Source organism: Oceanibaculum pacificum, from assembly GCF_001618175.1.
In the GTDB taxonomy this organism is placed as follows: domain Bacteria; phylum Pseudomonadota; class Alphaproteobacteria; order Oceanibaculales; family Oceanibaculaceae; genus Oceanibaculum; species Oceanibaculum pacificum.
On record NZ_LPXN01000149.1, the window covers coordinates 1 to 14,032 of the forward strand.

15 protein-coding genes and 1 pseudogene are annotated in these 14,032 nt (G+C 64.1%); 3 read left to right on the forward strand and 13 right to left on the reverse strand.

Going from position 1 to position 14,032, the window contains the following annotated elements; all coding sequences use genetic code 11:
• The coding region (locus AUP43_RS15675) for a beta strand repeat-containing protein (RefSeq protein ID WP_232315199.1) at positions 1–3,849 on the reverse strand (3,849 nt) is incomplete at its 3' end.
• A gap of 639 nt (positions 3,850–4,488) precedes the next feature.
• Positions 4,489–4,836, reverse strand: a pseudogene (locus tag AUP43_RS19690) (DUF4347 domain-containing protein); the annotation flags it as partial.
• Here AUP43_RS19690 and AUP43_RS19485 point away from each other — a divergent pair.
• Positions 4,735–4,986, forward strand: a complete 252-nt coding sequence (locus AUP43_RS19485) for a hypothetical protein (protein ID WP_232315200.1) — start codon at positions 4,735–4,737, stop codon at positions 4,984–4,986. The pseudogene AUP43_RS19690 and the gene AUP43_RS19485 overlap by 102 nt on opposite strands.
• 264 nt (positions 4,987–5,250) lie before the next feature.
• Complete coding sequence (locus tag AUP43_RS15685; RefSeq protein ID WP_067559209.1) at positions 5,251–6,063, forward strand: phage tail protein; 813 nt, start codon at positions 5,251–5,253, stop codon at positions 6,061–6,063.
• 196 nt (positions 6,064–6,259) lie between these two features.
• Here the strand turns inward: AUP43_RS15685 and AUP43_RS15690 are convergent, their stop codons facing one another.
• From AUP43_RS15690 to AUP43_RS15705, 4 genes are all read right to left on the reverse strand, one after another.
• Positions 6,260–7,324, reverse strand: coding sequence for a sodium:calcium antiporter (locus AUP43_RS15690; protein WP_198154934.1), 1,065 nt, complete (start codon positions 7,322–7,324; stop codon positions 6,260–6,262).
• Positions 7,321–8,574 (reverse strand): cytochrome P450, encoded by a 1,254-nt coding sequence (locus AUP43_RS15695; RefSeq protein ID WP_067559214.1) that lies wholly within the window; start codon positions 8,572–8,574, stop codon positions 7,321–7,323. The genes AUP43_RS15690 and AUP43_RS15695 overlap by 4 nt, the downstream gene beginning before the upstream one ends.
• A 124-nt stretch (positions 8,575–8,698) precedes the next feature.
• Positions 8,699–9,175: a signal peptidase II gene (gene lspA / locus AUP43_RS15700; protein WP_067559215.1), complete on the reverse strand. Its 477-nt coding sequence runs from the start codon at positions 9,173–9,175 to the stop codon at positions 8,699–8,701.
• Positions 9,172–10,044, reverse strand: coding sequence for a cation transporter (locus AUP43_RS15705; protein ID WP_067559216.1), 873 nt, complete (start codon positions 10,042–10,044; stop codon positions 9,172–9,174). The genes lspA and AUP43_RS15705 overlap by 4 nt, the downstream gene beginning before the upstream one ends.
• 48 nt (positions 10,045–10,092) lie before the next feature.
• Here AUP43_RS15705 and AUP43_RS15710 point away from each other — a divergent pair, with 48 nt between their 5' ends.
• Entirely contained in the window at positions 10,093–10,440 is a 348-nt protein-coding gene (locus AUP43_RS15710) for an ArsR/SmtB family transcription factor (protein ID WP_067559218.1), read from the forward strand.
• Between the two features lie 28 nt (positions 10,441–10,468).
• Here AUP43_RS15710 and AUP43_RS15715 read toward each other — a convergent pair whose 3' ends face one another.
• From AUP43_RS15715 to AUP43_RS15745, 7 genes are read right to left on the reverse strand one after another with little or no spacing between them, the layout of a single operon-like run.
• The gene (locus AUP43_RS15715) at positions 10,469–11,200 is read right to left on the reverse strand and encodes a cytochrome c biogenesis CcdA family protein (protein WP_232315201.1); all 732 of its coding nucleotides are present in this window, start codon (positions 11,198–11,200) and stop codon (positions 10,469–10,471) included.
• Positions 11,197–11,688 (reverse strand): hypothetical protein, encoded by a 492-nt coding sequence (locus tag AUP43_RS15720; protein WP_067559219.1) that lies wholly within the window; start codon positions 11,686–11,688, stop codon positions 11,197–11,199. Before AUP43_RS15720 ends, AUP43_RS15715 begins: the two co-directional genes overlap by 4 nt.
• Complete coding sequence (locus AUP43_RS15725; protein WP_067559224.1) at positions 11,685–12,296, reverse strand: hypothetical protein; 612 nt, start codon at positions 12,294–12,296, stop codon at positions 11,685–11,687. The genes AUP43_RS15720 and AUP43_RS15725 overlap by 4 nt, the downstream gene beginning before the upstream one ends.
• Entirely contained in the window at positions 12,293–12,736 is a 444-nt protein-coding gene (locus AUP43_RS15730; RefSeq protein WP_067559228.1) for a copper chaperone PCu(A)C, read from the reverse strand. Before AUP43_RS15730 ends, AUP43_RS15725 begins: the two co-directional genes overlap by 4 nt.
• Entirely contained in the window at positions 12,733–13,389 is a 657-nt protein-coding gene (locus AUP43_RS15735; protein WP_067559229.1) for an SCO family protein, read from the reverse strand. Before AUP43_RS15735 ends, AUP43_RS15730 begins: the two co-directional genes overlap by 4 nt.
• Positions 13,390–13,442: 53 nt before the next feature.
• Complete coding sequence (locus AUP43_RS15740) at positions 13,443–13,733, reverse strand: hypothetical protein (RefSeq protein ID WP_198154935.1); 291 nt, start codon at positions 13,731–13,733, stop codon at positions 13,443–13,445.
• Positions 13,734–13,754: 21 nt separating this feature from the next.
• Positions 13,755–14,030 (reverse strand): hypothetical protein, encoded by a 276-nt coding sequence (locus AUP43_RS15745; RefSeq protein WP_067559234.1) that lies wholly within the window; start codon positions 14,028–14,030, stop codon positions 13,755–13,757.
• Positions 14,031–14,032: the final 2 nt, after the last annotated feature.

The window sequence follows — 14,032 nt, forward strand, 5'->3', positions numbered from 1 at the left end:
GCCCCCCGGTACCGTCGGATCCACAGGCGTCACCACAATCGGGTTCGTCGGTTCCGTCGGCGGGGTGGTGGGCGGATTGGTGACCGTCAGCGTGAAGCTTTGATCCGCCAGCGTGGCGTTCTCATCGTCCGCCAGATCGAACGCGAAGCTGAAGCCGCCCGCCGAAGCGCCCGCCTTGAAGGTGAGCTTGCTGTCGTCGATGTCCTGCTGGGTGAAGGTGCCGTCCTCGGACACGGTCACGCCGTCCAGCAGCAGCGTGCCGCCAGTCGGCAGTGTGCTCACGGTATAGGTCAGGTCCTCACCGTCATCGTCGACATCGCCCTCGTTCAGCATCGCCGTGGTGATCGTCACCGTCTGCCCGGTCTGCACCGATGCGCCCTTGTTCACCGCCAGGACCGGCGCGTCATTGACACCTGTGACGGTGACGGTGTAGCTGGCGTCGCTGATATTGCCGGCCTTATCCGCGACCTGGGCGACGATAACCGTGTCCGCCGTCTCATCGGTGGCGAGAGAATCGAAATCGCCGTTCGGATCGAAGGTGACCGCGCCCTCCGCGTCGATGGTGAACAGCCCGCCCTCGCCGCCGGTGATGGCCTCGCCGATATTCTCGTCGGAGCCGGCCACAGAGACCACGCGGTTGCCGGCCGAACCATCCACCAGATCGGCGACGGTGCCCGGCGCGTCGTCCTCGCCGACCGTATCGCTCCCGTCGGCATCGCCCAGCGGGGTGGTATCGATGGTGAGGGAAAGCGCGGTGCTGGTGAAGCTGTTGCCAGCCTTATCGGTATAGATCGCGACGATCTCCTGCACTCCCTCGTCGAGCGCGTCTTCAAGCGTGATGGTCCAGGTGCCTTCCGAATCGACGGTGGCGGTGCCCAGACTATGGTCGTCCTCGTCGAACAATTCGACGGACGCCCCCACCTCGCCGGTGCCGGTGAAACTCGGCGTCGTCACCTTGGTGTAATTGTCGCTGGTGGAGACGCCGCTGTCGGAATCGCTCGACAAGTCGGGCACGGAGCCTTCCGGCGGCGTGGTGTCGATGACGATATCGGCATTGTCGGCCAGATTCTCATCGTCCGGCACGCTGAGCAGCGCCGGCAGCGCATCGTCCTGGGCCAACAGGGTGGCCCCGCCCTGCAAGGCGATGGAGGCGACGGAGAGGTCGGCGCTGTCGTCGTCATCCGCTCCCACCGTATAAGTGCCGGTGAAGCTGGTCGAAGTCTCGTCGGCATTCGCCAGCGTCACGGTCGCGCCGTTCGACAGGGTGGCGACCAGCGACCCGCCATTGGCGGTGAACACCACGCTCTCGTCGAAGGTGACGGTGATGCCGATCTCGTCATCCGCCTTGTAGCTTCCGTCCGGCGTAACGGTGCCGATGGAGAGAATGCCGGGGGAAGGGGCCGTCACGATGGAGAAGACATCGTTCTCGGTGGCCGGCGCCATCTCGTTCCCGGCCGCGTCCACCGCACCCTCGATCCGCACGTCGATGTCGCCGACGACGGCGTTGATATCGGCCACATTGTAGGTCGCCACATAGGTGGTGTCGTCGTCCTGCCATGCGCCGCTTGCGAAGCTCAACGTGCCGGCTGGGTCCTCGTCCCCCGTCGGGAAGTCGATGGTCGGAGCGACCTCCGTATCCATCGCCTCGCTGAACACGAGTGTCAGCGTGAAGGTGCCGGATCCGACTTGGCCATCGGTCACGGTGTCGACCGAGGGCGTCACGGATTTCACCGTCGGCAGCACGCCGTCGATCACGATATTCTTGTTCGCCCCCAGCGAGTCGGCCGCGCCCGGCGTCGGCAGCGTCAGGTTGGCGGCGTTGCCCTCCGCGTCGGTGATCGTGGTGCCGTCCTCCAGCGTCAGGCTGCCCGTTCCGACATAGTCCAGATCGAGGCTCTCGTCGCCGGTCTGCACGACATAAGAGAAGGTTAGGGTATCGGTGCCAGTGCCGTCGCTGTAGATGGCGGCCCGGTCGGTATCGCCAAGCTCCAGAAGCAATTCCAGCACGCCGTCGCCCTCGACCTTCACCGCCTCGCTGAAGGTGACGGTTATGTCGATCTCGTCTCCGAACTTATAAGGGCCATCGCTTTCCACCGCCGATACCGAGGCGACCGTCGGAGCGATATCGTCCACAACGATGATCGTGAAGGTGTCGCTGTAGGTCTCCCCGCCGGCATCCTCCGTCTGGATTTCCACCTCGTAGCTGCCCGCCTTCAGCGGTTCCGCCAGCTTCAGGCCATCTCCATCAATGGCGAAGCTGCCTTGGTCCGCACCGCCGACGAGGCTGTAGCTAAAGCCCGAATCATCGTCGATATCCATGGTCGTCAGCGTGGCGACCACGGCCCCCGATTCCGCCGCCGACAGGTCGATGTTATTGCCGGACAGCGTAATGTCGGTCGGCGCGTCATTCTCGGCGGTGACGTTAATGGTAATCGCCGTCGAATCCTGTTGCGCGCCGCCCGACCCCGAATAGCCGCCATCGTCGATTGCAATCGTGAGCGTAACGTCGTCTGTGGCGTCCTGCGCCGTCTTGAAGCTGACGGCCTCGGCGACGATAAAAGCATTGATGTCCGCGACGGTGCCGGTCAGCGTCAGCGCGCTGGCGGTGCCGCCGACCGTGACGCCCGCGCCGGATGTCGCGGCCAACGTGCCGCTGGCGACGGACAAGGTCGCTATTGCATCGCCGCTGCCCGCATCGACATCCGAGAAGCTGATGTCGGTCACGGCGCCGGCCACATCCTCCGTCACGGTCAGGGAATCCGGCGCGGTCACGACGGGCGCGTCGTTCACGGCGGTGACATCGAGGGTCACCGTGCCGCTATCGCTTAGCTCCCCACCGCTGCCGCTATTGCCGTCATCGTTGATCGACACCGTCAGGGTCACGTCGGCCGTCGCGTTCGATGCCGTGGTGAAGGTCACGTTGCTCGCCGCGATGAAGGCATTGATGTTCGCAACGGTGCCGGTCAGCGTCAGCGCGCTGGCGGTGCCGCCGACCGTGACGCCCGCGCCGGATGTCGCGGCCAACGTGCCGCTGGCGACGGACAAGGTCGCTATTGCATCGCCGCTGCCCGCATCGACATCCGAGAAGCTGATGCCGGTCAGCGCGGTCGCCACGTCCTCCATCACCGAGATCGACCCCGGCACGGTCGCCACCGGCGCGTCGTTCACCGCCGTCGCGGTCAGCGTGATCTCGCCGTCGTCCGGGCCGTCGTTGGCGAGATCGTGGATGTGCGTGGTGATGGTGAGGCCCTGGTCGTAATTCGCCGCCGGGGTGAAGGTGACGGCGGCCAGGGCGGCGTTCACGTCGGCGACGGAGCCGGTGACCGTCCACACGCCGGTGCCGTCATTGTAAGTGCTGGTGGCGCTGCCATAGGTGCCGGTGCTCAGCGCGCCGCCGTCCGCATCGGACAGCGTCAGCGTCGCCGTGACGGTGTCGCCGGTATCGACATCGGTGATCACGATATCGTCCAGCGTCACCGCGCCGCCATCCTCGGTGAAGGATTTGGACTGCGTCAGGTTGGTCGCCGTGGGCGCGTCGTTCACGGCGGTGACCGTGACCGTCTGCGTCACTGTCGCGCTGGTTTCCACGCCGTCGTTGACCTGGAAGCTGATCGTCCGGTCGGCGGTGTCGGGCGAGTCGGAGGTGTTTTCGTAGGTGACCGCCTGCATCGCCGCTTGCCACTGCGCCACCGTCGCCGTGCCGCCCGCCGAGGTCAGGTTCAGGACGCCGGTGCCGGCGTCGTAGGAACCCGTGATGTTGCCGTGCGTCCCTCCACCAACGTTGGTGAAGGCGAGCACATCCTCTGCGGACTGGAAACCGCCGGTGATCGAAACCGTGGCGCTGGACAAGCTCGCATTGTCCGAATCCGCGACGCCAAGTGCGGCATCAATGGCGACCGGGCCGGCATCCTCGGTGAATGCTGGTTCGCCGCCGGAAATGGTAATAACGGGGGCGGTCTCGGAAACAAGCTCGGTAGAGGTGAAATTGTAGGTTACAGTAACGCTGAATGTTTCACTCCCACCCCCAAAAGATATTGGGCCAGATCTGAATGCCAGCGCCCTCTCATCCAGACCATCAATGGTAATTACCCCGAAATCTTCCAGAACATCAACAGAAAAAGAGCCGGCGCTAGTCGTAAAATTTGTAAATACCGGATCCGAAATATCAGTGAATTTATCCAAAGCTCCATTGTTAAACACTAAATCAAAATCCCAAACATCCCCAGATGGATCTTGGGCTATTGCATTCAGAATAAATACAATAGTATCACTGGATATATTTACTGTAAATGTCCCCAAATCCAGCTCGGGATCGGTGACTATACTATCGTCTACAATGCCGTCAGCCCATTGCTCTCCCTCTTGAAAGCCCACCCCCCCTATATAAATGTTGGTAGAGATAACGTTGAGAACGTTCGAGAAAGAGGCGGCTGCAATTGCATTTGCCTCAATCTGACCGACAGAGCTTTCCAAATCCCAGTCGCCTGATTTGGCGGCAGCGCCGGTCAAATCGTCCGAGGCCGCGACATCCGCGCCGGTGATCGCCGACAGGCTGGCGAGGAAGGCTTCGCCGGCCGGGCCGGCCGCCACTTCGCAGCCATAGAGCAGGATGTCGCCGCCGGGCGCCAGCGCGCGGCCGATGGCGTCGAGCGCGGGCGCGTGAGCCTCCAGGCTGTCCTGGTCGAGGCTGGCGGCGCCCAGGCGCACCGCGCCGGCCGCGCCGTGGGAGAGAATATGCAGGGCGTCGATATCGGCCCGTCCGTCCAGCGCCGCCGCCAGAGCGGCGAAGCCGTCGGCGTCGGCGGCGACGAACAAGGTCTCGGCCCCCTCGGGCACGCCGTCGCGCAGCGCCTCCCAGCCATCGACCCCCATATCGATTACGAAGATTTCCGTCCGCGCCATCGACTGCAACTCCCTAAAGCTCAACAATTGGTTATGACCGGCACATTTATGACAAACGCCATGCTAGCGGCTATTTATAAATAGGCCGTTAATTCGCCTATTCGGCAATGGTTTAATTGTGACTCTATCTGACCAATTCTGACTGTTTTCCTGTGCTGAAATTTGTGCATTGCGGCAATTCCCCGAAATCGGAGGCGACTCGAAACCGTCATCTATTTCTTTTACAGGTTGCATTCATTTTCGCTCAACTCGTTAAAACTTTATTAATAATTGAAACGCAATTTTTACGTCGGGGGAAGGCAAATCAAAGACCTGGCCCCACCAACAACCATCCGAGAGGAGATTGACATGCTGGGGTTTTCGCTTTCCCGCCGCCACGGCTATGCGTTTGCGGCGGCCGCCGCGCTGGCGACCAGCGTTACCGGCGGCACGGCCCAGGCCTGCTCGGCCGATTCGCCCTATATCGGCAGCATTTGCACCATCGTGACCAACTATTGCCCGGAGGGGTATCTGCCGGCGGACGGGCGAATCCTGACGATCAATAACTATCAGGCGCTCTATTCCTTGATCGGCACCCTCTTCGGCGGCAGCGCGCAACAGGGCACTTTCGCCCTGCCGGACCTGCGCGGCCGCAGCGTGGTGGGCCAGGGCCAGGGGCCGGGCCTGCCCGCCGTGGCGCGCGGCCAGTCCTTCGGCACGCCGACCACGCAGCTCTCCCTCGCCAACATGCCGGCGCATAATCACAACGCGGCTTTCACTCCCGTCGTCGGCCAGCAGCAGGTCACCCTTCCCGCCGTGACCGGCTCGCTGACGGTCGACTCGACCCTTCCGGTCGGGACCGCGACGACGACGGTAGCCCCAGCAGTGACGGCCGGTCAGGCGACCTTTCTGACCAATGCCTCCACCAGCAATCCAGGCACGCAGATGCGCGGCCTCTACACCCAGACTGAGCCGACCAGCACCGGCAGCATCGCCGTCACCTCCATCCCGTCGGGCAATCCCAGCATCCCGCAACAGACCGTGACCATCAACACGGTCATCGGCGGCTCGGTCACTGTCGGCAACAGTGGCGGCAGCACCCCCTTCACCAACGAGCCGCCCCGCATCGGCCTGATGCAGTGCATTGCCACTCTCGGCATTTACCCGACCAACCCGAACTGATTTCCGCGCATCCGCATGGGCCGGCGCAGCGCCGCCGGCCCATGTTTCTTCTCTGCCCCACGGGCCAGGCCCGCGACAGACAAGCGCATAGGAGAATGGGGCGCGGAAAGCGCCTCAAAATCCTTTAACATCAATTTCTTATGAGAAATTGGCGGAGGGGACGGGACCCCGGTCTAACCTTCTCTGGGCCCCGCAGCTATTCCGTCCCTTCCTGAGCCTGCCTGCCGGATGCGCCAGCTGATTCCTGCGCGCCTTGTCCGAAGGGCTGAACCCAGAGCACAAGCACGGCCACAAAGAGGGCGTAGACCGCGGGAAGTGCTGCGACTTGCCAGCGTCTAAATCCGCTATCGCGACCGCCCCACCAGATGAAGGCGGCATAGAGGGTCGGCATCAGGGCCACAAAGGCAAGCGTCACCCAGAAGAGCTGCAGGTTCTCGATCGGCATTCCGACAATTGTGAGCGGAATGAAGGCGAGCGTCATCGTCACGGCGTGATCGCCGATAACGCTGGTAACGCCCGACGTGACCTGACCGCTGCGGGCGACATACCAGGTGGCAAAGACTTCCGGCAGAGCGGCGACCGGCGCGGTGATGAAGAGTCCGCCGATGATCTTCGAGATCCCGATCGCGCTCACGATCTTCTCGGTCGAGAACACGGTGAAGTAGGCGCCGGCGGCAAGAGCGCCGACGCCGGCCACGGCCTTCCACTTTTCCTTCCGCTTCCAGTCGACCTCTTCGCCCTCCTTGCGGCCGCGCAGAAGCGCCTGGACGAGATAGGCGAGATAGCCGAGCAGCAGGATCCAGCCGTCGATCGGCTGCAGCCCGCGCCAGGGCGCAGGCAGGGTCAGGAGCGCGAAGAGCGCGATGATGCCGAGATAGGGCAGCGCCTGGACCGTCACGGCTTGGCGATCGACTTGCAAGAGGTGCGCGCGGCGGTGCTCCTCGTGGTCGTCATGCCTGCCGTTCTCGCCGATGCCACTCTTGCGAGTAGCGAGGTAGGCAGTCACCACCATCATCGGGATCGCCAGCACGTTCGAGCCGAGGAGCGCACCGAGGCCGATATCGCCGACCCCGCGCAGGGCGCTCGTGGTATTGATACCGATCTCGGGCGAGGCGGCGGCAAGGCCGACGAAGGCGCCGCCCGCCGCGACCGAGAAGCCCCATTGCTGGCGCAGCTTCCTCAGAGGGTCGGACAGGTGCTCCGCCCCCCAGTGCGCCAGCCAAACGGCAGCAAGAAGAACCCCGGCCCAGACAGCGATCACGATTCACTCCGAAGTCTGACGTTGCTCATCACGAAACGGCTCTTTGGCATGGCCGGCAATCTCCTTGTGTCGATCTCCAGATCCTGATCCGGCATGTCGTAATCCATGCTATTCGCGAGAAATTCGCAGGAGACCTTCATGAGTTCGATCGTGATCCATTCGCCCGGGCAGCGGTGGTTCAGGTCGTGATCGCCGCCTCCCTGCGGAATGAAATTGAAGGGACTGCCATCCCAACGCTGAAAACGCTCGGGCCGGAACTCCTCCGGCGCATCCCACGCCCGCGGATCGCGATTGGTGCCGTAGAGGTCCAGCATCACCCGTCGTCCCCGCGGGAACCTATAGCCGTTCCATTCGAAGTTGCGCCTTGCGCGCGCCATCACCGCGGGGAAGAACGGATAGAATCGCCGGACCTCCTGCACGAAATGCTCCACGCTCCCGTCCTCGGTCTGGAGCATCTGGCGGCAGGCCGGAAACCGGTGCAGGGCGTGGGCGGCGAAGGTTATGAACACGGAGACGGCGACGGTCGGCCGCAGAATGTTCAGTAGTTCCACGGCGGCAATGCGGGGACTCAACGGCTCGCCATCCAGATCCCGCCAGGTAGCGATCACACGCGCCGCGCTGTCTTCCGGTGGGTCCAGACGGCCGGCACGAACGCCCTCGACGACGTCCTCGATCCACCTTTCAGACCGCTTACGGGACAGGCGGGACCACCAGTGCCTCGGACCGACCGATCCCGCGTAATCGAACAGCGCGGTGAGCTCCGACGTGCGACGGCGGGCCTCCGGCTCCGGCAGCGGAACTCCGGCCCATGTGCAAACGACTCTCGTCAGAAGCTGCTGCACCTCATCGTAAAGGACGACCCGGTCCTTCGCGGCCCAACTTTGGGCGTAGACGCTCCACGACCCGGCGGTCAGCTCTTTCAGGTTGTCGATCCGCTCGGGCGTCATGAGGGACATGAACATCTGCTTGCGGTGTCGGTGCGCGTCGCCGTCCAGCCCCTGAACGCCGCCCCGGCCGAAGAGGGTCTTCTGGATTCTGCCCGGCGTAGCGCCGCGCCGGACGAACAGGTCGCGGCGATAGAACAGCTCGGCCGCCTCCGGCCCGCTCATGCAGATCGTCGGGCGGAGCAAGAGCCGAGCCTGAAAGAGATCGGCCCCGTAACGGCGGCACCTTTTCGAGACGAACCCGTAGGGATCGAAGAGCAGGGCCAGCGTACTGTCGAAACTCTGATCGCGCGGAATGCGGGGCACCAGTTACGCTCCTCGCAACCCGTTCGGACAGGCCCGAGGTCCTCGCCACAGCGGATCCGTTCCGGACCGTTCTCCACCGGTGCAGCAACCGCCCTGCAGACCGTCGCTTCCGGCTCGTCTCCTCTCAAGCCTCCGCACGGTCTCTCGCCTTCGCGGGACGAAAGCTGTCCCACACGAGCAGCGCCGCGCCGCAGAAAACCGCCACGTCGGCAAGGTTGAAAGCCGGCCAGTGGTAGGCTCCCACATGGAAGTCCAGAAAATCCGTGACGGCCTGAAGCCGCACCCGGTCAACCACGTTGCCCAGAGCACCGCCGATGACCAGTCCAAGCGCCGCGCTGACCACCCGGCACTGCGATCGCCACAGCCAGACGGAAAGCCACGCCACAATTGCGAAGGCGAGCAGGACCAGCGCCCACCAGGGCACTAGGCCGCCGAGCATTCCGAAGCTGACGCCGTCATTGCGGACAAGAACAAGGTTCATGACCGGCAGGACCTCCACACCGCCTGCCAGCCTCGGTGAATTTAGGGCAAGCGCCTTGCTGCCCTGATCAAGAGCGAGCGCCGCAGCGGCACAGACTAGCCCCAGAAAGCGAGCGCTCATATGCTCTCCTGCAGATCGGCTTTCGCATCGCGGATGATCGACCACGAGGATTGCATGAAGAGCCCGGCGATCACGGCCGCCACAACGAGGTCAGGCCACGCCGTGCCGGTCCAGGCGACCAGACCCGCCGCGAGAACGACGGCGGCGTTGCCGATGGCGTCGTTGCGCGAAAACAGCCACACCGCCCGCACATTGGCGTCGCCGGTCCGGTGAGGCAGTAGCGGAAGGACCGCGACCACATTGACGACGAGCGCGATCACCGCGAACAGACCCATCAACTCGGCCTCGGGCTGCTGCTGCACCAGCACGCGGTAGGCCGTATTGGCGAGAACCCCGAGCCCGAGCGCGCCCAGGAACAGGCCCTGGATCAAGGCGGAACGGGCCCGCCAGACCAAGCTCCAGCCGATCGCCAGCACCCCGAGGAACGTGATCAGGCCGTCGCCGAGGAAATCGAGCGCATCGGCTTTCAGCGCCTGCGAACCGGAGATGAACCCGCCGAACATCTCGATGACGCCGTAGCCGACGTTCAGCAGGATCACGATCCACAGCGCCCGCCGATAAGCCGGGGTGATATGGCTCAAGTCCTTCGGAAGATCATCGATGTCCCCTTCGTGATCGACGTCGGAGCCGCCCAGGCGGTCGAGGCGATAACCGATCCCCGTTACCGCGCGCTCCACTTCCGGCAGTTGCGCGCCCGGATCGGACACATGCAGCGTCATGACCTGCGTTGCGATCGAGACCTTCACTTCCTCCACCCCGACAGACCGAACCGCCTTCTCGATCTTTGCGGCGCAGGAGGGGCAGTCCATCCCGGTGACGCGATAACGGGCCATCTCTGCGGCGTTGTGGATCAGGTCTGGGCTGCTCATCAGATTCTTCCTATCATCGGCGCGGGCAAAATATCACTGGTGGATGATATGTCTAGTGCGGGAATCCGATCCGTCGATCGGGAGGACTCCAGGGCCTCCCTGCAGCGGGCTAAGCTTCTCAGGGGCTTCGCCGATCCCTCCCGACTGGCAATCCTTCAAGCGTTGAGCGACGGGCCTCTGTCAGTGGGGGAGATCGTCGGAGCGACAGGTCTCTCGCAGCCCAACGCGTCGAACCACCTACGCTGCCTGAGCGAATGCGGTCTGGCGGTTGGAGAGCAACGGGGACGCCACGTCCATTATCGCTTGAGTGATCCGCGGATTTCCCGGTTGCTCGAGCTCATGGACGAAGTACTGACCAACGTGGCGGTGGGTGTTGAAGATTGCCAGAGCTACTAGCCCGCAAGTACATGTACCGCCCGCTGGTTCAGCCGATCCGTGCCAGGACCGGGAAGGCGTCCAGGAGCCAGTAGGCTAATGCACTCAGCCGACCACTCATCATGGCCAGCCCCATCAGGATCATGACGCCTCCGGCAGCCTGATTCAGGCGCCGACCCCAACGACCGATGCCCCGCAGCTTGCCGGCGATGGTGTCGGTGAAGGCGGCAACAATGAGGAACGGGATTCCGAGCCCGGCTGAGTAGACCGCCAGGAGGACGAGACCCTCGCCTATCGTTGCGCTGGTGGCACTGGCTGTCAGGATGGCACCGAGGATCGGTCCGATACAGGGCGTCCAGCCGAAGCCGAAGGCAAGGCCGAGGACGTAGGACGCGACCGGCTGTCCGCCCGGCAGATCGAGGTGAAATCGCAGGTCGCGTTCCATAGCCGAGAAGCGAGCTGCTCCGATCATGAATAGTCCGAACAAGATCACGATAGCGCCGCCGACGAAGTTCAGCTCGTACCGCCAGCGCAGTAGCGCCTGCCCCAGCGCGGTCGCCGAAGCCCCGAGGACAATGAAGATCGTCGAGAATCCGAGGACGAAGCAGAAGCTCAGCCAAACCGCGTGTGCACGGGACGGCGCCGCTCGATCGGAGACCGTTCGTCCCGCAACGTAGGAGACGTAACCTGGCACCAGTGGCAGGACGCAGGGCGACAAGAAGGAGATGGTGCCGGCCAGCAGCGCTGCCGAAACTCCAAGGAGGGAAAGGTCGACCATCATGCGCCCGGCCGCACTCCGAGAGCGCCTCGCGGGAGCCGCAGGGCTGCAAGGTAGGCGACGGTGGGAACGATCACCCACTGCAGCAGCGGCGTGAGACCCGCGTCGAGGATCGGAACGACCGGCATGATCTCCCGATAGGCCCAGGCCGCTCGAACGACGATGTTCAGCCATTCGCTGAAGACCGTGTAGGCAACGCCGAACGCCACAGCCACGATCAGGACCCGACGTACCCGTTCGAAAGGCCACGTCGCATCTCCAACCAGGAAGAGCGACAAGAGCATCGTGCTCATGGCGATGAGAATGTCCCCGCCCGTGCAATGCAGGATCGCGAAGGCGATCTCGCCCCAGGTTCCCTCCAGCCAGATGGTGTAGAGGGGGATGTGGCCGATCTCCCAGCTCAGATGTGCGACGGCCGAGAACAGCACGTATCTCCGGAGAACCAGGAGCCAGTCTGGTGCGGATGCTCCGTGAATGACCGCGCTCGTCATCTGATTAGCCCCAAGACACGATCCAGAAGACCCGGCTCAGGCGGGCGCGCGTTGCTCAAGCCATTGATGTAGAGGACCATGTTCACATAGCCGAACTCCTCACCGTGGAAGATGCCGGCGTGACGCCCGCCGCGGTCGAGCACATGGGCCTGCGGGCTGATCCCTTCGCGCGAGGAAAGGTCGGCAAAGCGTGCCGCCAAGGAAGCGGCTGTGGCGCCGCTGGACGGTTCGACGGTGATGAGGTTTGACGCCACCGGCTTCTCGCCGCCGTCGCCGTCCTCGGCAACCGCAACGAACGTAACCATGTCGCGCATCGGTGTGACGTTCACCGCTTCCCGGACACGAGCGAGCAGCGTCTGCTGCGCGGCGCAGGGCGCCCCACAGCCTTTGGGCGCGAAGCTCAGGACCACGATCTGATCCGAGAGACGGCCAAGATCGAACGGTTCGCCGGAACCATCGACGCCGTCGAGTTCCGGCGGACGCCGGACATCCGTGGCCTCGAAAGCAGGCTCCTTCGCCGCCACAGCTTCGTCGAGCCGGTCTTCTGGATGGTCGGCGAGGGCCGGGCCGGCAAGAAGCAGCGCAGCAAGGAAGATTACTGATCTCATGGCCGTTCCTCCGTGGGGCCCATCGCGCCGGGGCCGAGAACCGGGACCTCCACTGTCAGCTTGCCCGCGGCCTCGAAGACCAGCGTCAAGGGGAAGCTCTCGCCCTCCTCGAGTTTCCGCGAGAGGTCCATCAGCATCAGATGCGAGCTGCCTGGGGCGAGCGTCACTGGTGTGCCGGGAGAAATGTCCAGTCCTTCGATGTGCACCATGCGGCTCACGCCCGCAGCATCGGTCTCGATCCCGTGGAGCATGACGTGTCCGGCTACCGGACTCGTCACTTCGAGCAACCGATCGAGCTCATCGCTGGTCAGGGTCAGGTAGGCGGCGCCTGGCCGCGAGGCGAGAACGCTGGCGCGGGCCCAAGGATCGCTGACAATGATCTCAGCCTGCGCGGCCATCGGCATGGCGAAGGTAAGGAGGGAGGCGACGAGCAACTTCATTCCTGCTGTTCTTCCTTTTCGATCTGCATGAGGATTTCCTCGGCGACGGCCTCAGGCGGCTGGTCGCGTTCCTGGAAGACAGCCTCGAACCGCCCGTCCGGGTCCATCAGGTAGATGTGGCCGGCATGCGCCATCATATAGCCGTCGGGCGCGGTCTCTTCCTCGACCCGCTCGTACCAGGTGCGGAAAGCTTGCGCCGCCTCTGCCACCTGCGCCTCGGTGCCGGTCAGGCCGACGAGGCGGGGGTGGAAGGCGGAGACGTATTCGGCCATCACCGGAACAGTGTCGCGCACCGGATCGACGGTGATGAAGAGCGGCGCCACACGGTCTGCCTGAGGGCCAAGCAGATCGAGCACGCTTGCCATGTAGGCCAGCGTCGTCGGGCAAATGTCCGGGCAGTGGGTGAAGCCGAAGAAGACGAGCTGCCATCTCCCGGCGAAGTCGGCCTCCGTCACGGCACGGCCGGTGTGATCCGTCAGCGAAAACTCCGAGCGGATGTCCGCTTCTCCGGAAGAAATCGCCTGGGGTGGTTGTGGCGCCAAGTACGCGCGCAACGTCAGCGCGCCGCCTGCCGAGAGCAGGAGAGCTGCCGCGCCGGCCCAAATCACGAGCCGGGCGCGCCGTAGACGGCGCATTCTGGTATTTTCGGTCATCGTTCCAACTCAGGTAGTGGCCCGCCCGGGCCGCAGCCCGGGCGGGTGACGGGTCAGCCGTCCTGCGGCTCGACCTCGGGCGTCTGCATCTGATCCGTCATGGCCTGCATCATCTCGGTGCAGGCCTCCATCATCGGTCCCATCTGCTGCATCATCTGCATCATTGGCATCATGCCCTGCATCCCGGGCATGTCCCCGCCCATCATGTTGCCAGGCATGGCGTCCTGGTTCTGCATCATCTGGTCGGACGTCTGGTCCCCGGCCTCCTGCGCGAGGGCGGCCGTGGTTAGGAGCGCCGTCAGAGCGGTCGCGGCGAACCCGAGCTTACGTGTGGTATTCATCATCTTCTCCTTCAGGTTTTTCGGTTATTCCCTCGTCGGGTCCGGCTCTCCGGCCGGATTGCTCTTGCTCGCGCAAGATTTCGAGCCGCCCATCATGCAGAGCCCCAGCCCGCACATGACGGCGCAAGGGGCGAGGCTCAGGATCAGCGGCGCCGCGCCCACGGCTGTGAGCCAGCCCCAGTTGAGGGCGAGACCTGCGCCGACCAGCGCCATCGCGGTGAGCATCAGGCCTCGACGGCCCAACGGCAGTCGCAGCGGGACGGCCCGTCGTGTTGCGGGCATGGTTGTCGTCTCGAGCATGG

What these genes read in the sequence shown, in the direction of transcription:
- AUP43_RS15720 (WP_067559219.1), bottom strand. Translation starts at nt 11,688, where the DNA reads ATGACGAGCGCGGTCATTCACGGAGCATCCGCACCAGACTGGCTCCTG.
- AUP43_RS15730 (WP_067559228.1), bottom strand. Translation starts at nt 12,736, where the DNA reads ATGAAGTTGCTCGTCGCCTCCCTCCTTACCTTCGCCATGCCGATGGCC.
- AUP43_RS15685 (WP_067559209.1), top strand. Translation starts at nt 5,251, where the DNA reads ATGCTGGGGTTTTCGCTTTCCCGCCGCCACGGCTATGCGTTTGCGGCG.
- AUP43_RS15710 (WP_067559218.1), top strand. Translation starts at nt 10,093, where the DNA reads ATGTCTAGTGCGGGAATCCGATCCGTCGATCGGGAGGACTCCAGGGCC.
- AUP43_RS19485 (WP_232315200.1), top strand. Translation starts at nt 4,735, where the DNA reads ATGCAGGGCGTCGATATCGGCCCGTCCGTCCAGCGCCGCCGCCAGAGC.
- AUP43_RS15705 (WP_067559216.1), bottom strand. Translation starts at nt 10,044, where the DNA reads ATGAGCAGCCCAGACCTGATCCACAACGCCGCAGAGATGGCCCGTTAT.
- AUP43_RS15735 (WP_067559229.1), bottom strand. Translation starts at nt 13,389, where the DNA reads ATGACCGAAAATACCAGAATGCGCCGTCTACGGCGCGCCCGGCTCGTG.
- lspA (WP_067559215.1), bottom strand. Translation starts at nt 9,175, where the DNA reads ATGAGCGCTCGCTTTCTGGGGCTAGTCTGTGCCGCTGCGGCGCTCGCT.
- AUP43_RS15740 (WP_198154935.1), bottom strand. Translation starts at nt 13,733, where the DNA reads ATGATGAATACCACACGTAAGCTCGGGTTCGCCGCGACCGCTCTGACG.
- AUP43_RS15715 (WP_232315201.1), bottom strand. Translation starts at nt 11,200, where the DNA reads ATGATGGTCGACCTTTCCCTCCTTGGAGTTTCGGCAGCGCTGCTGGCC.
- AUP43_RS15745 (WP_067559234.1), bottom strand. Translation starts at nt 14,030, where the DNA reads ATGCTCGAGACGACAACCATGCCCGCAACACGACGGGCCGTCCCGCTG.
- AUP43_RS15725 (WP_067559224.1), bottom strand. Translation starts at nt 12,296, where the DNA reads ATGAGATCAGTAATCTTCCTTGCTGCGCTGCTTCTTGCCGGCCCGGCC.